Source organism: Pseudoduganella sp. HUAS MS19, from assembly GCF_053615455.1.
Map to the genome: position 1 here is coordinate 6,363,257 of NZ_CM132133.1, position 25,810 is coordinate 6,389,066.

The 25,810-nt window shown below is 61.8% G+C and carries 11 protein-coding genes, 2 tRNA genes and 3 rRNA genes; 4 read left to right on the forward strand and 12 right to left on the reverse strand.

Going from position 1 to position 25,810, the window contains the following annotated elements; translation table 11 throughout:
• The 3 genes from ACWBU6_RS29230 to ACWBU6_RS29240 all read left to right on the forward strand — a co-directional run bounded on the left by ACWBU6_RS29230 (position 1) and on the right by ACWBU6_RS29240 (position 6,915).
• On the forward strand, positions 1 to 3,093 hold the full coding sequence (locus tag ACWBU6_RS29230; RefSeq protein WP_452646824.1) for a hypothetical protein: 3,093 nt from the start codon (positions 1 to 3) through the stop codon (positions 3,091 to 3,093).
• Positions 3,090 to 4,730, forward strand: coding sequence for an SWIM zinc finger family protein (locus tag ACWBU6_RS29235; protein ID WP_452646825.1), 1,641 nt, complete (start codon positions 3,090 to 3,092; stop codon positions 4,728 to 4,730). Before ACWBU6_RS29230 ends, ACWBU6_RS29235 begins: the two co-directional genes overlap by 4 nt.
• 307 nt (positions 4,731 to 5,037) lie before the next feature.
• The gene (locus tag ACWBU6_RS29240) at positions 5,038 to 6,915 is read left to right on the forward strand and encodes a reverse transcriptase domain-containing protein (protein ID WP_452646826.1); all 1,878 of its coding nucleotides are present in this window, start codon (positions 5,038 to 5,040) and stop codon (positions 6,913 to 6,915) included.
• Between the two features lie 19 nt (positions 6,916 to 6,934).
• Here the strand turns inward: ACWBU6_RS29240 and ACWBU6_RS29245 are convergent, their stop codons facing one another.
• The 6 genes from ACWBU6_RS29245 to ACWBU6_RS29270 all read right to left on the reverse strand — a co-directional run bounded on the left by ACWBU6_RS29245 (position 6,935) and on the right by ACWBU6_RS29270 (position 13,387).
• Positions 6,935 to 8,239, reverse strand: coding sequence for a metallophosphoesterase (locus ACWBU6_RS29245; protein ID WP_452646827.1), 1,305 nt, complete (start codon positions 8,237 to 8,239; stop codon positions 6,935 to 6,937).
• A 137-nt stretch (positions 8,240 to 8,376) separates the two neighbouring features.
• Positions 8,377 to 8,489: ribosomal RNA gene (gene rrf, locus ACWBU6_RS29250) — 5S ribosomal RNA — on the reverse strand.
• A gap of 83 nt (positions 8,490 to 8,572) precedes the next feature.
• Positions 8,573 to 11,444: ribosomal RNA gene (locus tag ACWBU6_RS29255) — 23S ribosomal RNA — on the reverse strand.
• Positions 11,445 to 11,618: 174 nt separating this feature from the next.
• Positions 11,619 to 11,694 (reverse strand) — tRNA-Ala (locus tag ACWBU6_RS29260).
• A gap of 18 nt (positions 11,695 to 11,712) precedes the next feature.
• Positions 11,713 to 11,789: transfer RNA gene (locus ACWBU6_RS29265), tRNA-Ile, on the reverse strand.
• Between the two features lie 67 nt (positions 11,790 to 11,856).
• Positions 11,857 to 13,387: ribosomal RNA gene (locus tag ACWBU6_RS29270) — 16S ribosomal RNA — on the reverse strand.
• Together the 16S, 23S and 5S rRNA genes with 2 tRNA genes alongside form the textbook arrangement of a ribosomal RNA operon.
• A gap of 365 nt (positions 13,388 to 13,752) precedes the next feature.
• Here ACWBU6_RS29270 and ACWBU6_RS29275 point away from each other — a divergent pair.
• Complete coding sequence (locus ACWBU6_RS29275) at positions 13,753 to 15,783, forward strand: TonB-dependent receptor family protein (protein ID WP_452646828.1); 2,031 nt, start codon at positions 13,753 to 13,755, stop codon at positions 15,781 to 15,783.
• Here ACWBU6_RS29275 and ACWBU6_RS29280 read toward each other — a convergent pair.
• From ACWBU6_RS29280 to ACWBU6_RS29305, 6 genes are read right to left on the reverse strand one after another with little or no spacing between them, the layout of a single operon-like run.
• A complete protein-coding gene (locus ACWBU6_RS29280; RefSeq protein ID WP_452646829.1) occupies positions 15,780 to 16,532 on the reverse strand; it encodes a DUF2135 domain-containing protein in 753 nt (250 codons plus the stop codon). The two genes, ACWBU6_RS29275 and ACWBU6_RS29280, sit on opposite strands and share 4 nt — an antisense overlap.
• 4 nt (positions 16,533 to 16,536) lie before the next feature.
• Entirely contained in the window at positions 16,537 to 17,334 is a 798-nt protein-coding gene (locus ACWBU6_RS29285; RefSeq protein WP_452646830.1) for a YfaP family protein, read from the reverse strand.
• Positions 17,331 to 19,016 (reverse strand): DUF2300 domain-containing protein, encoded by a 1,686-nt coding sequence (locus ACWBU6_RS29290; RefSeq protein ID WP_452646831.1) that lies wholly within the window; start codon positions 19,014 to 19,016, stop codon positions 17,331 to 17,333. The genes ACWBU6_RS29285 and ACWBU6_RS29290 overlap by 4 nt, the downstream gene beginning before the upstream one ends.
• Positions 19,016 to 23,521 (reverse strand): alpha-2-macroglobulin family protein, encoded by a 4,506-nt coding sequence (locus ACWBU6_RS29295; RefSeq protein ID WP_452646832.1) that lies wholly within the window; start codon positions 23,519 to 23,521, stop codon positions 19,016 to 19,018. Before ACWBU6_RS29295 ends, ACWBU6_RS29290 begins: the two co-directional genes overlap by 1 nt.
• A gap of 17 nt (positions 23,522 to 23,538) precedes the next feature.
• The gene (locus tag ACWBU6_RS29300) at positions 23,539 to 24,201 is read right to left on the reverse strand and encodes a DUF1175 family protein (protein WP_452646833.1); all 663 of its coding nucleotides are present in this window, start codon (positions 24,199 to 24,201) and stop codon (positions 23,539 to 23,541) included.
• Positions 24,198 to 25,781 carry a DUF2138 family protein gene (locus ACWBU6_RS29305; RefSeq protein WP_452646834.1) on the reverse strand — a complete coding sequence of 528 codons (1,584 nt, stop codon included), beginning with the start codon at positions 25,779 to 25,781 and terminating at the stop codon, positions 24,198 to 24,200. Before ACWBU6_RS29305 ends, ACWBU6_RS29300 begins: the two co-directional genes overlap by 4 nt.
• Positions 25,782 to 25,810 lie beyond the last annotated feature (29 nt).

Here is a 25,810-nt window from a genome sequence, read left to right on the forward strand (position 1 = left end):
GTGAAGCTGATTCGGAAAAGCAGCCTGGTTCGCAGGCAAAAAGACGCCATCATCCATTGCGAGATCGAGCTGTGCGAGGTGGCAGGATCGCCGGGCCGCTACCTGGTCAACCTGCGCCAGGGCCGCACCGGCGAGGAATGGCGCGAGAGCACGCGCACCCCGCAGCCGGTCGACTGGCAAGCAGCCGAAACCCTGTTTGAGCTGGCCCTGATCGAACGCACGGCACAGGGCTTCAGCGATCCGGCGTCCGCTGCGGAACCGGCCATGCCGCAAAGCGCCGCCCCAACCTCACCCCCGCCACAGCAACCGCCGGATCCTGCCGCCGTCACGCTGCTGCAGCAACTGCAGCCCGGTCACTGGAAGAAGCTGGACCAGCACCACCGTAACCGCGTCATCTGGCGCATCGGCGAACGCCGCCTGCGCGGCGCCGTCCCCACCATGGTCGACCTGATCGCACGCGGCGACGCCATGCAGGATTACTGCCTGGCCTGGGCCATCGGCCGCTGTGGAGACCCCGGCGCCGCCATCGCCATGCAGGAGCTGCATGCGCGCGGCAGCACCGGTGCCGTGCGCCGCATCGCGCTGCAAGCATGGCTGATGCTGGCCGATAGCGCCGCGCTGCAGGCGCACGCGGCGCGCCTGCTGGCCGACTGGCCGGCTGTCCTGCGCAGCGCCTGGGACCAGCAGGACGAAGAAAAGCTGCAGTCGATCGCCGCCGGCGACGACGAGTGGCAGGGCTTGTCCAAACCCGACTGGCTCGAGCAACTGCACCAGGTAGCCCTCAGTCATCCCTTGGCGCGCCGCGTCCTGCGCAGCCACCTCAAGCGGATGCGTTTGCGCGCCGGGACTTTCCGCGCCGTGCGCCACATTTACAAGGCGGCCGAAATGGCCGGCGACGCCGAGCTGTTTGGCCTGCTCCAGCAGCGCTTCGACACCGATCCCCACACCAGCAGCAGCGAGTGGATCTACGTGCGGCGCGCCTACGGCAGATACGCCGAGGAGGCGTCCCGCCCGGACAGCAAGGTGGCTTACAGCCTGCGTACCCGGGACTACCTGCGCCGGCGCGGCTGGCGCACATTGCGCCGCCTGGGCGAGGACGCCGATCCAGCCTACATCCGCATGGCGCTCGGCGTCCTGGCCGCAATGGACGACAGCGATGCCGGCCAGCCGAAAGCGCGCGGCGGACGTTTTTACGACGGCTACAGCCACTGGATGGTCTTCAACCGCATGCTGCGCGCACGCGGGCACTGGCTCAGCAACCGCCACGGCACCAGCTGGTACCAGCCGCACCCGATCCAGGCCGATGACAGGCGCCAGGAGGCCTTCCCCGAACTGTGGGATGCGCAGCCGCAGGCCCTGCTCTCGCTGATGCAGCAAAGCCGCTGCGCCGGGGTGCACGAGTTTGCGGCGCGTGCGCTGGCCGATAACAGGGAATTCTGCGCGACCCTGGAACCCGGCGTTATTCGCGACCTGCTGCGCAGCCCCTACCTGTCGACGGCGCGCTTTGCCTTCCAGGTGGCGCGCCAGCGCTTCGAGCCCGGCACCCCGTCGACCGACTGGCTGCTGTTGCTGATCCAGTGCACCTTGCCGGAAGCGACCCGGTACGCCCTGGACTGCATCGCGCGCGACCCGCTGCGCTACGCGGCCGATCCGCTGCTGGTCGCAACCATCGCCTGCGCTCCGCTGGAAGCGGTGCGCCACCAGGGCCGCATGCTGTGCCAGGTTGCAGCCACCTTGCCCGGCCAGGCGCCAGCCATCGTCATGCAACTGCTCGACTGGCTGGACAACTGCGCCGACTTCGACGATGCGCGCAACGCCGTGCCGCCAATCGCCGCCGACCTGCTTTGGCTGATCGGGAATCCGCTGCGCGATGCGGCCGCCGGCGCCCCCTACGAGCGCCTGCTGCAACTGCTTGGCCATCCGCTGGCTGCCGTGCGCCTGCTGGCCTGCGAGTGGCTGATGCTGCACCCGGCGCCGACCGCAATGCTGCCCGGCTCCAGGCTGGCCATGCTGCTGAAAGATGAAGACGCCGATGTTCGCGGCGCCGCGGTACGACTGTTCGGTACGCTGCCGGACCAGGTGCTGGCCGCACAGTCGGACCTGATCATCGCCTTTGCCACCAGCGCGGAAGCGCGCATACGGCGCGGCGTCGACCCGGTTATCCAGCGCCTGGCAGCCACCGATGGCGGGTTCCGCCGCACGCTGCTGGCCGGACTGCTCGATGCCCTGTTCCGCAGCGAAACCGGGGATGGCATGCTCGCCGACCTGGTGGCCTGGATCACCGGGCCGTTGAAGGACGAGGAGCAATTGGCCGATACTGCCTTGCTGGCGCGCCTGCTGGCCGCGCGCAGCAAAGGCGCCCTACTGCTCGGCGCGCGCCTGCTGCCGGGCTTCCGGTACGATCAGTTTGACGTCGCAGCATGGGCGGCGTTCGGCCGCAACCCCACCGCCAGCGTACGGCAATGGGCGTTCGAAGCCTACCGGTCCCACCCGCAGCGTGTGCGCGGCCAGATGGAAGCCGCCCTGCGCATATTCGACAGCCGTTTCGACGACAGCCGCGAATTCGCTGCGGCCTTCTTCAACGATGCCTGCACCCGCGACGACTGGACGCCGCTGCTGCTGGTAAACCTGTGCGACCACCAGGACCCGGCAGCGCAACGCTTCGGCCGCGCCATGATCACCAGGCACTTCGACGTCGGCGATGTGACGGAGTTGCTGGATAAGCTGAGCCAGCATCCTTCGGCGAATATGCAGCTCTTCGTCAGCTCCTGGCTGGAGAGCGCCTGCGCCGGCGACCTGCACAAGCTGCAGCGCATGGAGCCCTATTTTCTCAGCGTGCTGTCGCAGGTAAATCGCGGCCGCGTCGTCAAAAGCCGCGTGCAGGCATTCCTGCGCGCGCAGGCCGAACTGTCGGAGGAGATCGCCGGCTTCGTCGCCAGGCTGTTCGCACGCCAGGTGCTCACCGTCGCCATCGCCGACAAGGCGCAATACATCGAAGGCCTGCGCGCCATCCAGCAGCGGTATCCGGACCTGCCTGCAGCCATCACGATCCATACGCCGGCAGCTATCGCCGACCGGGGAAGCAAGACATGAGATTCCAGTACCGCTACTACGGCGAGACTTACGTCAGCAACAGCGCAGCGTCGACCGATATGCGCTTTGTGCCGGACACCCTGCGCGCTCCGACCCATTTCGTCGCCAGCATCAACAAGCACATTCCGTTCCGCGAAGCGATCTCCGCCCTGCACGATGTGGTGGTAGCCGACCAGCGTTACCAGCCAAAAGACAAGATGGCCTACAAGGAATGGGTCGCACAGAACGAAGAACTGATGCTGGCCCAGTTCCAGGCTCGCGGCAGCGAGCTGAGAGAGCAGCTGCAGCCGCTGCAATCCGAAATGCGGGCGCTGAGGGAACGCAAGTCCAGGCTGATGAAGCCCTTCTACGATGCCCAGTCCAGGTACTACAACTACCTGTACCAGACCAATCGCGAACTGTGGATTGCGCTCGACCCGGTGATCACCGTGCATCCGGACCGCGTGTTTTTCGAGTGTTTCAGCCGCGACGAATCGAGCTACGCCTCGCTGAGCTGCAGCCACAATGTGTTCGGCCAAATCGGCGACTTCGCTTGCGGCACCACCAATATCGACTATTCGGAAAGCCTGTACGGCGAGTTCCAGAAAATACGCGACTACAAGGAGACCAGGCTGTCGATCGACCCGAGCGGCTTCCAGGTCAAGACCGCGGACGATCCCGAATTCATCGAACAGAAGATCGAAGTTCCCGACACGTGGGTGCGCGGCTTCCTGCAGGTGAGCAGCGCCATGAATATGGTGGCGCGCCGGCTGGAACTGCACCCGATGGACGTGCACAACTTCTGCCTGCAGATGCGGCGCAAGAAGGAACGCGCCGGTCCACGTTCGATCCGCTTCGTGCTGGCGCCGGGCCAACCCGTACGCGCGATATTCGAGCCGTGGAACGAAGAAATAGTCTGCCGCCGCTCCATTTACCAGGGCAGCGTGGCCGAGGAAGTGCGCGTCTGGGGACGCCGCCGCCTGCTGCTGCTCGAACGCCTGATTCCCGTCGCCCACAGCTTCACAGTGCACCTGATGGGCAGCGGCCTGCCAAGCTTCTGGATCGCCAACATGCCCGACATGCAGTTCACGCTGGGCCTCTCGGGCTGGACCGCCAACGACTGGTCGCATGCCGGCCAGTTCGACCTTCTCGCGCCGCGTGGCGAGATCGACAACGACAGCAAGGAAAAAGTATTCATCGCACTAGGCAAGCGCTGGTTCGCCACCAGCGCCCAGCTATCGCTGGACACCGGCCTGGAGCGCATGATGGTCGAACGCGCACTGACCCTGTACACGCAGGCCGGGCGGGTGATCTACGACATGGTCGATGAAGTCTACCGCCTGCGCGAACTGGCCCGCGATCCACTGCCGCTGGACACGCTGCGTTTCGCCAGCCCCGAGGAGGAGGAGGCACGGAAGCTGGTCGCGCTTCACGCAATAAGCAAGCACTCAGTCGAAGCAGTGGCCGATGGCGGCATCCGGCTAAGTGCCCTGGCCCGGCAAGGCGATCGCCAGTACCAGGTCATGCTGCGGCTGGACGCCGACGAACGCATCGTCGATGGCGCCTGCCAGTGCAACTTCTTCACTTACAACCGCATGCACAAAGGTCCTTGCGCACACATGCTCGCGCTGCGCATGTCACGGAACCAGGCGGCTTGAGGAAGGCGATTGATATGAAAAATGCAAATGAACTGATATACTCGTTCCAGCAAACACGGCGGGATGGCTCTTGCAAACCGAACGGTGGATCGCCGTTCACGTATTCAGCTCTTCCCATGCGCCACTGGCACGCTCTTCACAGTGCCATACAGACACCGGTGCGGCAAGACGGTGTGACTGCCCTGCAGTCCATTCGCCGCACCGGTGCCGTATGGCATCGAGTGGAGCGCCCCAGTCCTAAAGGCTCTTCGATGACAATCCCGCCGTGCTTGCATCTTTTGCGCTCGCCTCGCCAGGAGGCCATGCAATGAGCGCCAACGAATCCAAGCCAGTCACCACCCGCGCCGAATTGATGGAGCGCCTGCGTAACAGCTCGCGCCAGGAAGTCGTGCTTGGCGAGATGCAGCGCCTTGGCTTCTGGCCTGCCAATAGCGGCCAGCCCACCGAGCTGGAGGAATTGATAAAACGCGAGGCGGAGCTCAGTAGCGCCTTGCATCGCCTGGGGCAGGAGCTGCGTACCATCCAGGACCCGGAACAGGCACTCAAGGCGATGCGCAAGGAGCGCCTGGCCAAAGCGCGGCAGCGCCGCGAAGAAACCCGCCAAAAGCGCGCGCGAGAACGTTTTGAGCGCGCGAGCGCATGGCACAAGCGGCGGTCGACCGAACTGCTCTATCTGGGCGAAGGCGTATCCGCCGGCTTGAACGATACCGAAAGCAATGCCGGGAAACTGGCACGCTGGTCGCTTCCCGCAATGCACAATGCGAGCGAGCTTGCGCACGCCATGGGTGTTACGCTGCCCGAGCTGCGCTTCCTTAGCTTCGAACGCCGTGTTTCGCGCGTCAGCCATTACCGCCGCTTCGCTATGCCAAAGAAGACCGGCGGCGAGCGGGTCATCTCCGCACCGATGCCGCGTGTGAAGCGCCTGCAGTATTGGGTGCTGGACAACATACTGGCCAAGGTGCCGCTGCACGACGCTGCACACGGCTTCATTCCGGGTCGCTCGATTGTCAGCAACGCCCAGCCCCACGTCGGCAAGGCCGTGGTGGTCAACCTGGACCTGAAAAACTTCTTCCCTTCCGTCAGCCTGCCGCGCATCAAGGGGGTGTTCAGGGAGCTTGGCTATAGCGAACAACTGGCGACCACGCTCGGCCTGATCTGCACCGAATCGCCTACCGAAGAAGTCAGCGTGGATGGCGAAAAGTTCTTCGTCGCGACCGGCGAGCGCGCACTGCCGCAGGGCGCGCCGAGCAGCCCTGCACTGACCAACATCCTGTGCCGTCGCCTCGACGCGCGCGTGCAAGCCTGCGCAGCAAAGCTCGGCTTTGCCTATACCCGCTATGCCGACGACCTGACTTTCTCCGGCGATGCCGCCGCACGCAAGCTGGCGGGCAAGCTGCTGTGGCGCGTGAAGCAGATCATCGCCGACGAGGGCTTTACGCCGCACCCTGATAAGCAGCACGTCATGAGCGATGCGCATTGCCAGAGCGTCACCGGCATTGTGGTCAACAGGAAGCTTTCCCTGGACCGCGACACCTTGCGACGCTTTCGTGCGACCCTGTTCCAGGTCGAAAAGGACGGTCCGGCCGGCAAGCAATGGAATGGTAATGAAGATGTGATCGATGCCCTCGAGGGCTATGCGCAGTTCATCAAGATGGTCGATGCAGCAAAAGGAGTGCCTTTGCTGCAGCAGGTACGCGCAGCACGCGCGAAGTGGGTCCAGCAAGCTCAGCCCGAGAGTGCGCAGGTCGTTCGCCGCAGCAGTGGTTTCCGCGCCCTGTCAGCGCAAGGCAAGGAACCTTGGGCGGGCTTCTGGCAGGCCGCAGCGCCACCTGCGCCTGTCCTGGAAAAGACGCAGCAGCAGCTTACGCTGGAGAAGGTCACGGCAGCGCAGAAAGTTGCCTCTCCCACCAGCGGCCCCTCGCGGCCTGCAGCAAGGCCGGTTTCCGAAGCAGCAGCGCCGGCCCAGGCGCGAGGCGGCCGCGGGACTTTCACCGGCCGTCCATGGGTGGCCATCATCATCCAGCTCTACTTCGCCATTACCTTGTGCCTGAACTTCCGCACGCCGCTACCGTTCGTCGTTGCGGCCGTGCTGGCTGTGCTGGCCTGGCGAGACTACAGCGGTAAGTGGCTGCGCTATTTCGGCGCCATGCTGCTGGCGGTCATTGCAGGCGTGATTCTGCGGTAAAGCCCCAGCGAAACTGGACTTAGTAGGGATGCGGCAGTCTGGCCAGCTCGAAGCTGCGCCAGACTGCCCCTCCCACAGCCCGCCAGTCCTGTGCAGAGGCGAACTGGAAATCGCGCATACGGCCGCGTGGATCCTGTTCCGGCGGCAGGCCGCGGTCGACAACGGTAACGACCCGCGGTTTACCCTGCTCGAACACCAGCGCTTCGTCCTCGGCTTCGTTGGTGTTCACGTCGACAGCGATCACCCGGCCATTGTGCAGCATGGTTACCTTGTCGACCAGCGTATGCCCAACTACTACAGTCGACGCACCGAAACGCGCCAGCACATGCTGGACCTCGTCCGCTGACACCAGTCCGCTCTCCTGATCCAGATAGCCGCGGTACTGCGTCACACCACCACGGCCTAGCACTGCGTCCAGCGCCGGCTTGGCCGCAGGCGTGCCGTTCCAGTAATTTCGCATTGCTTCATTCAGCTGCTGAACGGTCAGTCCGCTGTCGGCAGTCGCCTTGCTAATGCCGCCGTGAGTAAACAGCACGCTGCCGATCTGCAGGATTACGGGCTGCGCGCGCAGCCAGGCGCCTATCACGGTATCATCGGCGAATGCGGACACTGCACCGCCCATCTGGCCCAGTGCATACAGGTGCTCCAGGTGCGCGCGCGAAGTGTTCCCGCGCAGGATGTATTGCTCGTGATTTCCCAGCACCATATGTACACCACCGCCAGCACGCTGCGCTTCTTGCGCCAGCGAATACAGGCGCCACAGCACCGCGAATACGTCGCGGCCTCGGTCCACCACATCGCCGGCAATCACAAGGCGACCTTGCCCGTATGCCCACGCGCCGGCGCTGTCGGTCACACCCAGCTTCGCCAGCGCGCCATCGAGGAATGCCAGGTTGCCTTCGATATCGCTTAATACCGCGACCTTGTCCGGCATAGGCATGACGCCCGCCACTTCCGGCATCGCCGCGCCGATCGGGTAAGTAGTACGTTTGCCAGCGCAGTTGATGATCAGTTGGGAGGCATTGATCTGTTGCCTATGCACGCGGTCTTCGCAGAACCAGCTTGCCGACCAGCTACCGTCAGGCGCCTTGCGCGCAATCGGACCGTCCAGGAAGCCAGGCAAAGATGCGCTATCGCCTGTACCGGCAAACATCGCAACTTTGGCATAACCTTTTCCGATCGGGACATAGAGGCGCTGATGCACGCCATGCGGATTCAGCTCAAAGCGCGAGTTATAGAGTGCGAGTAAGGCGAGGGCAGCCAGCAGCAGGGTGAAGAGGCCAGCGACGATCGCCAGCCAGCGCAGGGGCTTTTTAATATTCATTTGGCAATATTAACCAAATATTGCCGAAAGCGCAAAATTTCAGCCAGAACCGGTAATCCAGGGTCTGACCCGCAGGGTCAGACCCGCTCAAAGCAAAAAGCCCGCTGGCACATGCCTAGCGGGCTTTTCTAATAAGAGCCTGACGATAACCTACTTTCACACTGGTTGCAGCACTATCATCGGCGCAGAGTCGTTTCACGGTCCTGTTCGGGATGGGAAGGGGTGGGACCGACTTGCTATGGTCATCAGGCATGACTTGTCAACAATCGGGAAGAAGTAAAGTTGGGGTAGTGTTCTCAAACACGGTAAGTGCTATATAACCGTCAAGGTTATAGGGACAAGCCGTACGGGCAATTAGTATCAGTTAGCTTAATGCATTACTGCACTTCCACACCTGACCTATCAACGTCCTGGTCTCGAACGACCCTTCAAGGAGCTCAAGGCTCCGGGAAATCTCATCTTAAGGCAAGTTTCCCGCTTAGATGCTTTCAGCGGTTATCTCTTCCGAACTTAGCTACCCGGCAATGCCACTGGCGTGACAACCGGTACACCAGAGGTTCGTCCACTCCGGTCCTCTCGTACTAGGAGCAGCCCCCTTCAAATTTCCAACGCCCACGGCAGATAGGGACCAAACTGTCTCACGACGTTTTAAACCCAGCTCACGTACCACTTTAAATGGCGAACAGCCATACCCTTGGGACCGGCTACAGCCCCAGGATGTGATGAGCCGACATCGAGGTGCCAAACTCCCCCGTCGATATGAACTCTTGGGAGGAATCAGCCTGTTATCCCCAGAGTACCTTTTATCCGTTGAGCGATGGCCCTTCCATACAGAACCACCGGATCACTATGTCCTACTTTCGTACCTGCTCGACTTGTCGGTCTCGCAGTTAAGCACGCTTATGCCATTGCACTATTAGCACGATGTCCGACCGTACCTAGCGTACCTTCGAACTCCTCCGTTACCGTTTGGGAGGAGACCGCCCCAGTCAAACTGCCTACCATGCACTGTCCCCGATCCGGATCACGGACCAAGGTTAGAACCTCAAACAAACCAGGGTGGTATTTCAAGGATGGCTCCATGAGAACTGGCGTCCTCACTTCAAAGCCTCCCACCTATCCTACACAGATTGGTTCAAAGTCCAATGCAAAGCTACAGTAAAGGTTCATGGGGTCTTTCCGTCTAGCCGCGGGTAGATTGCATCATCACAAACACTTCAACTTCGCTGAGTCTCGGGAGGAGACAGTGTGGCCATCGTTACGCCATTCGTGCAGGTCGGAACTTACCCGACAAGGAATTTCGCTACCTTAGGACCGTTATAGTTACGGCCGCCGTTTACTGGGACTTCAATCAAGAGCTTGCACCCCATCATTTAATCTTCCAGCACCGGGCAGGCGTCACACCCTATACGTCCACTTTCGTGTTTGCAGAGTGCTGTGTTTTTATTAAACAGTCGCAGCCACCAGTTTATTGCAACCTTTTCGCCCTTCCACAGTAAAGTGGTCAAGCTACCGAGGCGTACCTTATCCCGAAGTTACGGTACCAATTTGCCGAGTTCCTTCTCCCGAGTTCTCTCAAGCGCCTTAGAATACTCATCTCGCCCACCTGTGTCGGTTTGCGGTACGGTCTCGTATGACTGAAGCTTAGAGGCTTTTCTTGGAACCACTTCCGATTGCTTCACGGGCAAGCCCGCTCGTCCCAGTCCCTTGAATTACGCGCCCGGATTTGCCTAAGCGCCTTCTATGAACCAGGAACTGCCTATTCCAACAGGCAGACAACCTTCCGCGATCCGTCCCCCCATCGCATCATACGACGGTGCAGGAATATTAACCTGCTTCCCATCAGCTACGCATCTCTGCCTCGCCTTAGGGGCCGACTCACCCTGCTCCGATGAACGTTGAACAGGAAACCTTGGGCTTACGGCGTGCGGGCTTTTCACCCGCATTATCGCTACTCATGTCAGCATTCGCACTTCTGATACCTCCAGCATCCTTTACAAGACACCTTCGCAGGCTTACAGAACGCTCTCCTACCATATCCTTGCGGATATCCGCAGCTTCGGTGACTGGCTTAGCCCCGTTACATCTTCCGCGCAGGACGACTCGATCAGTGAGCTATTACGCTTTCTTTAAATGATGGCTGCTTCTAAGCCAACATCCTGACTGTTTTAGCCTTCCCACTTCGTTTTCCACTTAGCCAATCTTTGGGACCTTAGCTGGCGGTCTGGGTTGTTTCCCTCTTGACACCGGACGTTAGCACCCGATGTCTGTCTCCCAAGCTCGCACTCAACGGTATTCGGAGTTTGCAATGGTTTGGTAAGTCGCGATGACCCCCTAGCCATAACAGTGCTCTACCCCCGTCGGTGATACTTGAGGCACTACCTAAATAGTTTTCGGAGAGAACCAGCTATTTCCAAGTTTGTTTAGCCTTTCACCCCTATCCACAGCTCATCCCCTAATTTTTCAACATTAGTGGGTTCGGTCCTCCAGTGCGTGTTACCGCACCTTCAACCTGGCCATGGATAGATCACTTGGTTTCGGGTCTACACCCAGCGACTGGCGCCCTGTTCGGACTCGATTTCTCTACGGCTCCCCTATCTGGTTAACCTCGCCACTGAATGTAAGTCGCTGACCCATTATACAAAAGGTACGCCGTCACCCCTTACGAGGCTCCGACTGTTTGTATGCACACGGTTTCAGGATCTATTTCACTCCCCTCCCGGGGTTCTTTTCGCCTTTCCCTCACGGTACTGGTTCACTATCGGTCGATTACGAGTATTTAGCCTTGGAGGATGGTCCCCCCATGTTCAGACAGGATTTCTCGTGTCCCGCCCTACTTGTCGTACGCTTAGTACCACCGCTTGGATTTCGTGTACGGGGCTATCACCCGCTATGGCGCCTATTTCCAGAGGCTTCCACTATCCAAACGACTATCACGTACAGGCTCTTCCCATTTCGCTCGCCACTACTTTGGGAATCTCGGTTGATTTCTTTTCCTGCAGCTACTTAGATGTTTCAGTTCGCCGCGTTCGCTTCACACACCTATGTATTCAGTGAGTGATGACCTAAAAGGCCGGGTTTCCCCATTCGGAAATCTTCGGATCAAAGCTTGTTTGTCAGCTCCCCGAAGCTTATCGCAGACTTCTACGTCCTTCATCGCCTGTAATCGCCAAGGCATCCGCCATGTGCACTTATTCACTTGTCCCTATAACCTTGACGGCTATAAGTTCAAGCACTTACTACTGTGTTTGATGAGTTTTACTACTACCCTAAGTAATATCTTTCGATATCGCTTAATAAAACTTTTACTTCTTCCAGATTGTTAAAGAACGGTACTACTCAAACCTAAACGTCTATTCGCTTACGTTTGAACAGTAATTGGTGGAGGATGACGGGATCGAACCGACGACCCCCTGCTTGCAAAGCAGGTGCTCTCCCAGCTGAGCTAATCCCCCGTAGTTACTACATGGTGCTGGTAGGGCTGGTTGGGCTCGAACCAACGACCCCCGCGTTATCAACACGGTGCTCTAACCAGCTGAGCTACAGCCCCAACATTGCTGTTCTTTATATGCCAACAGCCGATAAGTGTGAACGTTTGAGTCTGATGCCGACTCTAGAAAGGAGGTGATCCAGCCGCACCTTCCGATACGGCTACCTTGTTACGACTTCACCCCAGTCACGAATCCTACCGTGGTAAGCGCCCTCCTTACGGTTAAGCTACCTACTTCTGGTAAAACCCGCTCCCATGGTGTGACGGGCGGTGTGTACAAGACCCGGGAACGTATTCACCGCGACATGCTGATCCGCGATTACTAGCGATTCCAACTTCATGTAGTCGAGTTGCAGACTACAATCCGGACTACGATACACTTTCTGGGATTAGCTCCCCCTCGCGGGTTGGCGGCCCTCTGTATGTACCATTGTATGACGTGTGAAGCCCTACCCATAAGGGCCATGAGGACTTGACGTCATCCCCACCTTCCTCCGGTTTGTCACCGGCAGTCTCATTAGAGTGCTCTTGCGTAGCAACTAATGACAAGGGTTGCGCTCGTTGCGGGACTTAACCCAACATCTCACGACACGAGCTGACGACAGCCATGCAGCACCTGTGTGCAGGTTCTCTTTCGAGCACTCCCAGATCTCTCCAGGATTCCTGCCATGTCAAGGGTAGGTAAGGTTTTTCGCGTTGCATCGAATTAATCCACATCATCCACCGCTTGTGCGGGTCCCCGTCAATTCCTTTGAGTTTTAATCTTGCGACCGTACTCCCCAGGCGGTCTACTTCACGCGTTAGCTGCGTTACTAAGTCAATTAAGACCCAACAACTAGTAGACATCGTTTAGGGCGTGGACTACCAGGGTATCTAATCCTGTTTGCTCCCCACGCTTTCGTGCATGAGCGTCAGTTTTGACCCAGGGGGCTGCCTTCGCCATCGGTGTTCCTCCACATCTCTACGCATTTCACTGCTACACGTGGAATTCTACCCCCCTCTGCCAAACTCTAGCCTCGCAGTCTCCATCGCCATTCCCAGGTTAAGCCCGGGGATTTCACGACAGACTTACGAAACCGCCTGCGCACGCTTTACGCCCAGTAATTCCGATTAACGCTTGCACCCTACGTATTACCGCGGCTGCTGGCACGTAGTTAGCCGGTGCTTATTCTTCAGGTACCGTCAGCAGTCGTGGATATTAGCCACGACCTTTTCTTCCCTGACAAAAGAGCTTTACAACCCGAAGGCCTTCTTCACTCACGCGGCATTGCTGGATCAGGGTTGCCCCCATTGTCCAAAATTCCCCACTGCTGCCTCCCGTAGGAGTCTGGACCGTGTCTCAGTTCCAGTGTGGCTGGTCGTCCTCTCAGACCAGCTACTGATCGTTGCCTTGGTGAGCCTTTACCTCACCAACTAGCTAATCAGATATCGGCCGCTCCAGGAGCACAAGGCCTTGCGGTCCCCTGCTTTCATCCTTAGATCGTATGCGGTATTAGCGTAACTTTCGCTACGTTATCCCCCACTCTTGGGTACGTTCCGATATATTACTCACCCGTTCGCCACTCGCCGCCAGGCCGAAGCCCGCGCTGCCGTTCGACTTGCATGTGTAAAGCATGCCGCCAGCGTTCAATCTGAGCCAGGATCAAACTCTTCAGTTCAATCTCTGTTTTTCGGTATTGCTACCGAGGTCACTCACTCAAAATACTGACGAAATCTCTTTCGAGATTACGTTTAATTTTGTGCGAGCGTTATAACGTATATTTTGAGCATCGGACCCGAAGGTCCGGGCATATCGTCAAACGCCCACACTTATCGACTGTTGATTTTTAAAGATCGCTGCTTTTGTGTTACGAAGCGTTGTGTTCGTTGCAGCAGAGAAGCGAGATTATGCGGTACAGCGTGCAACTCGTCAACCCCTTCTTTTTCTCGTTTCGCTCTACCGCGTTAGCGGCACTGCGTTGCGAGGGACAGAACTATAGCAAACGAAATTCGCCTCCGCAAGGGGAGATGTATAGTTTCGCCCATGCCTTATATTCAAATACCTGATCAGGTGCCGGTCGTCGTTGTCAGTGCCACGCGCTCGGAGCGAGCCGTTTTCGACGTTCCGGCCGCGATCGATGTGCTGGATGCCGGCCGCATTCGCGAAGGCCAATTGCGGGTCAATGCTTCAGAATCCCTCGCGGCCGTACCTGGCCTGGTGGCGCAGAACCGCCAAAACTATGCCCAGGATCTGCAGATCTCCTCACGCGGCTTTGGGGCACGCTCCGCTTTCGGCGTTCGCGGCGTACGCCTTATTGCGGACGGGATCCCGGCCAGCATGCCGGATGGCCAAGGACAGGCTGCAACCTTCAATCTTGATATGGCGGAACGTATTGAAGTGCTGCGTGGCCCCTTCTCCGCCCTGTACGGCAACCACTCCGGCGGAGTCATCCAGTTGTTCACCCGCGAAGGCAAGGGCCGACCGAGCGTGGAAACCAGCATCGCCACCAGCAGCGACGGCTTACATAAGATAGACATATCTGCCCAGGGCAAAGCCGCTGGTATTGGCTACGCACTCGATGCGTCGCGCTTCCACACTGACGGCTTTCGCCATCACAGCGCTGCCACGCGTGAGCAGGCGCACGCCAAGCTCAACATGCGCCTGGGCGGCGACGGAAAACTAACGCTGGTCGCCAATGGCTTGCGGCAGAAGGATACGCAGGACCCGTTGGGCGTTACGTGGGCGACCTGGCAACGCGATCCCCGCGCCGGCGAGACCGATGCCACCGACACCGCGGTACCCAAACGTACGCTGGCCGAGCGCTACGACACGCGCAAGAGCATCGACCACCAGCAGGCGGGGATCACCTGGGAGCAGCCGATCGGCGACGCCACGCTGCTGCTCACTGCCTATGCAGGCAACCGCCAGGTGGTGCAGTACCAATCTTTCTCGCGGGGCTTCCAGGCGCCGGCGACACATTCTGGCGGCGTCGTCGACTTCGATCGCGACTTCCATGGAGGCGAAGTGCGATGGCAGAGTGTGCGGGCGCTTGCCGGTGGCAAGCTCACAACGTCAGTGGGCATTGAGTATGGGAATTCGAAAGACGACCGCAAGGGCTACGAGAACTTCTCTGGAACCACGCTGGGAGTGAAGGGCCGGCTGCGCCGCGACGAGGAAGACTCGGTAAGCAATGCCGATCCCTATGCCCAGGCCGAATGGCAGGGCGAACGCTGGCAACTGACAGCAGGCTTGCGACACAGCCGTATCCGCGTATCCGTTGCAGATCGCTTTACCAGCAATGGCGACGACAGCGGCAAGCTGCGCTTCAGCCAGACCACGCCCTTGGCGGCGGTGCTGTACCGCGCGACCCCGTCGCTAAACCTGTATGCCAGCGCCGCACGGGGCTTCGAAGTGCCGACGTTGAACGAGCTGTTCTACTCTGCAGGCGGCGCAGGATTCAATTTCGGCCTCCGGCCCGCGCGCAGCAAGCACGTCGAAGGCGGGGCCAAGGCCGTCCTGGCGCCAGGCGCCAGGATCGATGCTGCCGTCTTCGAAATTCGTACCAGCGACGAGCTGGTCGTGGACTCCTCGGCCGGGGGACGTACCAGCTACCGCAATGCGGCGCGTACTGTACGAAAGGGCGCGGAAGTGTCCTTCGACGCTGAACTGGGCGCCGGCTTCAGCACGCGAGTTGCCCTGACATCACTGCGCGCCACCTATGAGGATGGCGCCCGCCTGCCCGGCGTAGCGCGGGCCTATGGTTTCGGTGAACTGGCTTGGCGGGAAAGCGCTGGCCGCTGGGGCGCCGCGCTGGAAGCCGTCGCAAGTGCCAAGGTCTACGCGGAAGACAGCAATACCGAGCGGGCCGCCCCTGGCTACGGGGTACTGAATCTTCGCCTGACTGCAGCCCAGGAGGTTGGAGAATGGCGCGTCAGCGAATTCGTTCGCCTGAATAACCTGGCGGACAAGCGTTATGTCGGATCAGTCATCGTCGGCGATGCCAGCAAGCGCTATTACGAAGGGGCGCCTGGCAGAAACTGGGCGGCAGGCATCTCTGCCCGGTACCAGTTCTAGGGGTACACGAAGGACTTCACCAGGGTCAGTTCTCCCGGCGCGCGCAATGGCACCATGAAGGTTTGCTGTTTCTCGCTCGGCGTATTCTCGTTGCTGATGATCGACACCGTGGCAACAGTAATGACCTGCTTTTCAGAATTGCCGCCGTAGTAATTGACGTAGACGTGGTAGTTGCCCTTGGCCGGCGACGGGCTGGAGTAGATTTCCGGGCCATAGCCGCCGGTAACGTCGACATCCAGGCCACTGCCGTCGGGGAGCATGCGCTGGCCAAACCAGGAGTGGCCGCCATTGGGCGTCACCACGTGCAAGTCGACGTCGGTGCCCGGACTGTCCCAGGACAGCACAACCCGCAGGCGCGACCTGGTCTTGCCGCTATAGCTGTCGTAGAACTGGCTGCGCGCGCGGCTCTTGCCGTCGGGGGAACGCACCTCGACGCCGTTCGAGCCGGGGCCGAAGATGTAAGGACGGGCAAAGCTGCCGTCTTCCTGCAACTCGACCGGCATGGCCACGCCGTTGACGATCAGCTTGGCCGGCTTGCTCCGGCCGGCACCCGCTATCTTGCCGCGGATCTGCGCCGTTTCGGACTGCCCTGGCTGCATGTTGACGGCGGATGCCGGGTAATTCACGGTCTGGCTGTACTGCTCCGCGCTGCCGCCCGAATGGCGCCAGCCGCCCTTGGGCGTTTCAATGCTCACTTGCGCCAAGGCGCAGGCGGGCAGCAGCAACAGCGGGAGGCAGAGTTTCTTCATGTGTTCAATAGACAAAGGATTTAACAAGGGTCAGGTCGCCGATCTTACGCAGGGGGACAACGAAATCCTGCCGTTTTTCGCCAGCCGTGTTTTCGTTGAAGACGAGGGTGATGCGCGTTGTGATAATGGGCCGCTGGCGCGTGGCTTCGTCAAAGTGATAGCCGGAGCTGCCGAAGTTTCCCCAGTAGTTCACCCACACCTGGTAAGTGCCGCGCAGGGGCGAGGCCATGGTGAACATTTCCGGACCGGGGCCATCGACGCTGTCCGCATCCAGCCCGCCCCCATTGGTAAGGAAAGGATGGCCAAAGAAGGCGTGCTGGCCGTCCGGCGTGACAATGTGCAGGTCAATCTCAGCCTGATTGTCGTCCCAGGCGCCGATGATGCGCAGGCGCGGTTGCGGGCGACTGTTGTCCGCCTCGTAAAACTGCATGCGCTTCAGCGATTTGCCGTCCGGCGAACGGATTTCGACGCTGTTGGAACCGGAACCGAAGGCATAGCCTCGCGCATAGCGGCCCTCATCGTCCGTGTAAAGCGGTGTCGGGTTGCCGTTCACAACCAGTTGATGGAACGGCCGCTTGGTGCTGATCCTGGCCAGCTGGCCACGGATCATGGTGCGGTTCTTCTGCGCGCCACGGTCGATCAAGGAATACGGGTAGCTGACGGCCAGCTCACCGGATTTATCGGTCATGCCGGCGCGGTTCCAGCCGCCGACCGGCGCGGTCAGCGTCTTGTCTTGCGCCGCCAACGGCGCGGCGGCCAGCGCCAGCGCCAGTGCGGATACGAATCGGATGTGTGTTTTCACTTGGCCTCCAGTGAAAGGTCATTCAGGCGGCGCGCCATGCGCTCCACATAGTCTTCATCCTGCCCGCGCGGATGGCGCCGCAGTCCGATGTGCAGGTACTCGTGCGCCAGCGTGATGCGGTCCTCGCGGGTGGCCAGGGGCCGCATGAAGATGCGGTTACGCGACTGTTCGGAATACGGCGAGCCGGCAGTGATGGCACAGACGGCCGGCAGTTGCGGGGGCGCTTCGTAGCCTTCCTCACGCCGCAGCATGCTCTCCCAGCGCGGCAGGACATACGCCAGCCACTGCTCGTTCTTCGCAAGCCGCGCGCAGGTAGTACCTGTATTTCCCGCAATGGCCAGCGTGGTGCCGGGATAGGCCGCTGCCAGGATGTCGTCGAAACCTTTGCCGGTGCGCGCCTGCGCCTGCGCGTCGCTCCAGGCCAGGACGTTGATTCCTGCTTTGTTGCTGTGGTAGCGCACCTGCGCGCCGTCCAGCACCAACTGGTCTGTCCAGCGCGCGACTTCCAGCGCGCCGGCGCTGGCCGGATTCGGGCTGACGCGCTGCGTGGCGCTGCTGTCCGCGATGTGCTGGCAGGATTCAGCGCGGCGCGCATTCTGCTGCAGGTAGCTGCGGGCTGCGATGGCAAAGGCACGCGCGGCTTCCGGCTCGGTGGCGCTGGCTTCGCGGTCGATCACGCGCGCCACATATTCGTTGACGCCCATGCGGCCGCGAAGCTGAAGCTTGCCATTCGCGCTGGTGGACAGGGACAGCTCGCCATTGCTGCGGATCGGCAGGCTCTTGCCGTTTTCGAACTGCACCACGTAGCGGCCGTTCAGCGCGCCCGGCGCCGCCTGGCCGTCGGAGCTGCGCACTGCCCGGACTGGATAGCGGGTGAAGTAGTCGACAACGACACAGCCGCTGTCTTCCGCCGGCTGCACGGGCGGCAATGCGGCGGCAATCTGCGGCGCCCATTTCTCGAAGATGCCGGCGCTGCTGCCGCTGCCGCCAAACCATACCGGAGTGCCGTCGGCCAGCCATCCGGCAGCACCGCCCAGCCGGGCATCGGCGCGCTTGGGATGGTGCCAGGAATAGGTCTTTACACGAAGCTGGCTGCCGAACCAGCGCACGCTGCCTGCGCCACGGCCGTCCAGCACCACGCGCAGCAAGGCCGCTTCCGCCTCTGCGCGGCTCGCGGCAGGGATGCTGCCCAGCACACGCAGCAGGCTGCCGAGCGTCACCAGCCGCCCCGGTTCCAGCCGTGCAGGATCGGCCAGCCAGGCGAATTCACCGGCTGGTGCGCGGCCGAGGCGGCGCGTCCAATAATCCTGCCACGGTCGCTGTGTGATGCCAAGGCGTTCCGCCGCGAAGAACAGGCCGCAGGATTGCGCCAGCGCGGCGTCGCGTGCCACGCTGCTGCCGGCTTCGCAGCAATACACTTCCTCCTGTTTGCGTCCGCCACAAGTGTAGTCGGGCATAGGCAGCTTGCTGTCCACCGCATACACGTAGACGAACAGCTTCCACAGGCTGCCCAGCGGGATTTCCGTGCTGGCGGCCAGCGGCTGCACCGCCGATGCGTTGCGCTGCTGCAGTTGCACCGCCTGGACCTTGCCGTCACGCCACCATGCCAGGTCGAGCGAGGCCGCAGCCGCGACGGGTGCGGCGCTGGCCAGCAACAAGGCGGGTAGCAGGCGTGCCAGCATTACTCGACCTTCAGCGCGCGCATGGCCTTGCCGCCGCCTTCGAAGGCTTTCTGCTCCGGCTGGTACATGCGGTGGAAGCGGGCCGGCGGCAGGGTATAGCTGCCCTTCTGGCCAAAGCGCAGCAGGTGGCGCACGACCACCTCGCCGCTCAGTGGCTCAATCGGCACGGCATAGCCGTCGCGGCGCTCGACGTGGCGCGCACGCTCCAGCTGCACCGGTTCGTCGCCGGCCAGCTTCATGCCCCAGGTAGTCGATTCAACCGATGCACCGGGCGGCAAGGCCACTTCCAGCAGACCGAAACGATGCGCGGCGCTGCCGGCCTTGAGCTTGATCTCGTCCATGTACAGTTCGTCCGTGCGCAGCGCCTCGCCCGGCTTGACCGGTTCCATGGTGTAGCCCTTGGAGCCAGCCTTCATGCGCAGGATGCGGCGCTCGATGCCGACGTCCAGCGCATGCGCCTCGGCGGCGCGGCTGTCGTACTGCACGATGGCGACGGTGCCGGACGGCGCCGCTTGCGCCAGCTTCAGTTGCTCCGGCAGCGCCTTGGCGTCGGTCCAGCGCCATACCGGCTGCCCGCTGCGGCTATCCATCTGCTGCCATGCGCCTTCCAGGGCAGCTACCGGCGGCCTCGCAGCAGGCGATCCACCCAGCTTCTTCTGCACCCACACCAGGGTCAGTGCACGGTCCATGGTTGGCATGTCGGCACGCACGGATGAAAGCACGGCGTCCGCCTGCGATACAGGCAACTCGCCGGCCAGCATCAGCAGGGCCTGCGCCACCGGTGCCGGCGAAGCCCGCAGAACGGCCCACGCCTGCGGCAATTGCTGCTGCAGCGATGCCGGCAGGGCGACGCCGTTCTGCACCGCCACGACGGACGTCAGGCCGACCGCCATGGCGCGGGTCACGCTGTCCTGGCCACCTGCCAGCAACACACTGCTGGTGAGGCCCTGCTGGCGCGCCGCAGAGCCGACTTCCAGGCTGGCGGCATCGGCCACCAGGCTTTCCGCCAGCGTCCTGGTCGGCAAGCCCATTTCGTGCATCATCCACAGGCTCATGGCGCGCTCCAGCGGGCCAATGTCCTTGCCATGCTCGGAGTAGACGCTGACCAGGTTGTTCCAGTGCTCTCCCGGCAGTTCCAGGCGCAGCGCGCGTGAAGCGTACCAGTCTGCGTAATAGGCGTAGGACGTCATCAGCGCATCGCCCTGCGTAGCCGGGCCCCACCAGCTGAAGACCGCGTTCGGGCCGGCCATGGAAACCAGGCGCAGGCGTTGCGCCTGCATGATCGCCATCAGGCGCTCGCGTACCGGGCCCGCATCGGCCGGCATGCTTTGCGTGGCCATGGTGAGGGGAATCAGGCGGCTGGCCGTCTGCTCCACGCAGCCATACGGGTAGTCGATCAGGTCATCGGCGATGCGGGCAAAGTGGCTTGCAGCGCCTTGCGCGAACGAAACTCGGATATTGCGCGCGTCAGGCGGAAGCTTCAGCGCGTTGTCGGCGCCGGTCAGCGTCACGCTCATGCTGCGCGGGCTGCTCCAGGCGGCAGGCTGCTCCTGCACCCTGGTGTCCAGCGCATCAACCAGCTTGCCATCCTGCTTCACTTCCAGGCGCAGCGGCGCGCTGCCTACTGCAACCGGGAATTCGACATAGTTCACGCCGGGTTTTGCCGACAGCTTCTCCACTTTCGGCTGCGGCCCGCCTGACAGTGTCACCTCCAGCGTCTTGGTCTCGCTGGTCTGGTTGAAAATGGCGACGGAGGCGCGCGGCGCATCGCCGGTACGCAGCCAGTCCGGCGAAGTCCACTTGGTGTAGAAGGACTTGTCGGAGCGAAGGTAGCCAGTGCGCTGGCCAACGCGGCCTTGCGCATCCATGGCGCGGCCCGTGATGCGCCAGCGCGTCAGCGCATCCGGCATGATAAAGGTGACGCGCGCCTTGCCGTCGGCATCGGTTTTCAGCGATGGCGCCCAGAAGGCGGTATCGATGTTGTCGCGGCGCGGGCGCTCCAGCACTTTTACGCCGCGTTCGTTGTAGTTATGGCGGGCCGGCACGTTGTCGCGGCGGCCTTGCGCCATATCGTAGCTGATGAAGGACAGGCTGGCCGTGGTGCGCACATTGTTCCGGCGCGGGTGGTAGAAGAAGTCCGCGATATCGGGGGCGATTTCAGGCTGCAGCACGTAGATCATTTCGTCGACCACGCCCAGCGCCACCAGGGTGGACAGCGGCTTGCCATCCATCTGCGCCGTCACGTCCAGCGTGACCTTTTCACCCGGCTGGTAGACCTCCTTATCGGTCTTGAAGCTCAGCGCGATGCGCGGTTCGACCACCTGCAGGCCCGCGTTCTGGAACACGAAGTCGCCGTTACGGGTATAAGCCACGGAGAAGGTCATGTTCGGGCCGTGTTCTTCCTTTACCGGAATGCGCACGCGCCACTGGTTCTTAGCCACGCGCCTGGCCTGGTACCAGCCGGCGCCGCCGTTCATCAACCCGTACTGCTCGACCTTGTCGCGTTCCATTGTCAGCAAGGCCTGGTCCACCGGATCGGAGAAGGTGACCAGTGCTTCGGCGGTGTCACCCGGGCGATAGCGTACCTTGTCCATCACGATCTCGATGCTGCCCGGTGCCGCCTGCAGGCCCTCGCCGCTGACCCAGTGGCTGGCGCCCGCCAGCAGGTTGCCGCGCTCATCGCGCAGCGAGAGCTGGTAGGAGCCCGGCTTGGCGAAATTCACGTCCCAGCCCTTGGCGGCCGGATCGAATTTGCCTTCAGTCTTTTCCTGCTTTTCAAGCTGCACCATCTCCCAGCGTACCGGGCGTACCGCGCCCTGGCCGTCCGCAATCAGGTCGAAATGCACCTGCTGGCCCGGCTCGGAGAAGGAGCGCGCCGCCTTCAGCTGGTAGCTGCTGGTGGAGCGCTCGATCATCAGCTCGCGCGTAGCCTTGACGCGGTAAGCCGCGCCGTCGGTTGCCATCACGGTCAATACATAGCGCGACGGATCGGCGGCCGGCGGCAGCGTGAACGAATAGTCGCCGCTGCGGTCGGTTTCCGCTTCCTCGTTCTTCAACTGGACCGGGAACAGGCCACTGTAGCGCAATTCGCCTTCCACCATGCTGTTCTGCTGGCCGCGCAGCGACAGCGACAGCCTGGCGTTCTTGACCGGCTTGCCGTCCGGGTAGCGCAGCGAAATGGTGCCGCTGACCTTTTCGCCGGTCTTGAATTCCGGCTTGGCCGGCTGGACGTTGATCTCGAAGTGCGGCTTGACGTATTCCGCCACGCGGAAGGCAGCGCCATACAGGCCGTCCCGGTAGCTGAAGCGCAGCTCATAGCCGCCGGCGGTGGCTTGCTCCGGCAGGCGGAAGCGGGTTTCGGTGCCGGTTTCAGCGGACAGTTGCAGGGTCTGGGTCAGCACCGGCGTGCCGTTCGGATCGAATACGGTCAAGCCGACAGGCGCCGCCGCGGCAGCCTGCGACAGGCGCGCGGACTTGAATTCGCGGCCGAGGAACTTGACGTTCACTTCATCGCCCGGACGGTACAGCGGTCGATCCGTCACCGCATAAATCTTGGTGTTATAGATTTCGCTGTCGTAGTAGAAATTCTCCGACACGAACACGCCACCGCTGCTGTCTTCGCCGATCACATAGGTGTGTTCCGGGCTGCTGCGCTCCATCGACACCACGCCATCCCTGGCAGTCTTGCCGGATTGGAGAACGCCCGTGCCGTCGGTCCACATCACACTGGCATCGGCCACGGCGGCGCTGTTGTCGCGGCGCGCAGCCCAGACCAGCATCTGGCCGGACGACACCTTGGTCACTGCCATCGTGTCGGAAACGAATACCAGCGTGGTAGCGCGGTGTTCGCCGATAATGGCCTCCACCAGGTACAGGCCCGGTTTGCGCTTGCCGACCGGGATCATCACGTTGCCGCTATTGCCGGCAATGAATTCGCTGCTGGAGCCGTCCATCTTGACGCCCTTCGGCGGCTCGATCGCCTTGGCTTGCCAGATCGGATAGCGGAAGCTGTCCACCATCTCGAAGCCCTTGATCGGCTTGTACTGCGGGTTGTTGGCAAACACGGTGGCGCGCTTCATGGCTTCGCCGTTCGTCGCCAGCTTGGGCTGGCTGCTGGTCACGGCGTGGCGTGCCTCGGACGAGAAGATCCGGCGCCATGCCATGCGCGATTGCTTCCACCATGTGTCCCACAGGAAGCTCAGGGCATTGGCCAGGCCCTCGCCCTGGTAGTTGCCATCCACCTGCACGCGGTGCAGGTTGCGCTGCTTCTTCAGGAATTCCAGCGGCTGCGGCACGCGATAAACCACGATATCGGCGCCGGAATACTGTTCAAGCTGCGAGCGGCCCATTTCGCGGCCCGGCACCTCCAGGCGTACGCGCGCCTCGTCCGTGCTGCCATAGCTGGCATCGGACAGCAGGAAGAAAGGCTCGCCCTTGAACAGGCGATAACCGCTGGACGGCGTCTCCTGCGCTTGCGCGCCCGCCAGCGCGGTCAGCGCCAGCAAGCCTGCGAGGCACAGCTTCAGGACAGAAATGACAGCCGGAATACGCCGGCGAAGTTGGGATTGTTGACCGCTGGTTGCCACCGCGTGTCCTTCCATGTCGTTAGTTGTTGAATATCGACGGTACGAAGACCGTTGTCGGTTGGGGTGACGGTGCCCGTGTGGTAGGCGATATGCGCCCCCATCCACACCATCAGATGTTGTTCGTCGCCCTGGTCGTAGAACAGCAGGTCGCCGGGCAGCGCCTGGCTGAGTTCACGCGCCACGAAGCGGCTGTTGTGCTGGACCAGCGCCAGCGCCGTGACGAAGTGGCCTACCTTGCCCTCGCCTTGCACCCATCGGTTGCGCAGGGCTGCCTGTTGCGGCGTCAGGTCCAGTTCCGGCGGCAGGCGGTGGTCGCTTGCAATGCCGTTGGCGCGCATCCACCTGGCGTCATGCACGGACAGGGCTTCGTTGACCGCAAATCGCACCAGCCCCGCGCAGTCGCGGTGGTGCCAGCGCGGCGAAGGCCCTTGCTCGACCTGGGCGCTGATGATGCGCAGCATCCACGCCTGGAAGGCGCGCGACTGCGCCTGCGACAGGCGCACCTGCGTGTCCCTGGCGCTCGTCAGCGCCAGCACCTGGGGCGCGGCTACTGCAGCAGCACACCCGGCCAGCAGGCGCAAGGTACTGCGCCGTTTCATTTTCCTGCTGCCTGCCATTCCAGTGCTTGCCATGACACGCCTTTGGCCGGGACCGACTTCAGCACCATGCGGTAAGGCGGGTACTTTTTCAGCGCCTGCAGGCGCGGCACCAGATGCGAATCGACCGCGCCGCGCAGAACAGGCTCGCGCTGGCTCGGCAGGGTATTGAAGCTCTCTTGTTCGATCAGCCTGGCCAGCGAAGCCGGCGCAATCAGGCCCACGGTATGCTTGGCGTCGGGCAGCAGGTCCGAAGCGGCAGGCATTTCCTTGCGCTTCACGGCCAGCACCTGGTCGACCAGCTTGCCGTCCGCCGAGAACACCACGGTATTGCCGCTGACAGCCAGTGTCGGTGTGGTTTCGCCCTGCGCAGTGGAAACCGAGCCGTTCCAGCGCAATTCACCCTTCCTGCCTTGCTGCTTCTGGACACCCTTGCCGTCGCGGATCGCGGCCTGGAACAGGCTTTCGAACAGCGCCTCATTGCCGCCGGCACGGTTGGCGACGAATACCGGCGTATGCAGGCGGGAGCTGCCGTACCAGCAGGCAGCGGCCGGGCCACTCAGCTCGGTCGCCAGCGGCAGCACCGGCTGGCTGGTCTTGCCGCTTATGCTTTTCAGCACCGGCTGCAGGCTGTTCCAATCCACCGGCAACGTGAAGCAGCTGCTGGGGTTATAGGGCAGCGCGCTCCACAGGGCACTGCTGTCATAGCCGTCTTTCGGCAGTTTGGCCGCGTCGAGCAGTACCTGCGAGCGCCAGGCGCCCTTGCTGAAATCGAAGCGCAGCGCTTCCAGGCCGCTAAAGAAAGGCTGATAGCCAAAGGAGAGGAAATCGGCCTTGATGGCGATGCTGTGCCCGTCCTGCGCCGTTTTCTCAAAGTGGAACTGGTCGTGGAAGACCTTCTGCTGCGCAGAGTTTTTCCCCAGCAGCTTGGCGACGGTTTCTTGCGCCGTGTCGTCGCTCTCGGTGCGGTCGGAGCCATACAGCATGCCGGGATGGGACAGGATCACCATGCGTTCGCCGTGTGCTGCGAACAGCAGGTTGCGCTGGTAGGCGTAGTTCAACGCGTACACAGGCACCTTGTCGCCATCGACCCGCAATTCGCCGGCAATGGTGAGCTGCGCATCCTTCAGCGCCACCTTGCCCGCTTCTTCCAGCACGCGCGCCAGCTTGCCGCGCGAAACGGAGATCACGTAGTGTTTGAGTGAGCCATCGGCATCGCGCCACATGGCCACTTCCGCCGGCTCGTCCAGCACCATGCGGATCAACTGGTCGCCCCAGCCCAGTTCATGCTCGTAGGCGATGCGGCGCAGGCTGCCTTTCAGGCCAAGGCGGTCTTCGGTCTGTTCGTAATAGAACAGGAAGTCTTCGCGCAGCACGTCGCGCGCCAATGGCACGGTCAGCAGATCACGCGGCAGGCTGGAAAGGCTTTTGGTGACGACCAGCGCGTCCGGCTTGGACAGGTCGATCTTCAGGCTGTTGACGGGGCCGTTCATGGCGCCCCAGCCAAAAGCCCGGTAGGCGAAAACACCGCCGGCAACGACAACAACTGCCGCGGCGATTTTGGCCAGAGTCTTTTTGTTCATGGCGGGTCCAGCAAAGTTATATTAAATAC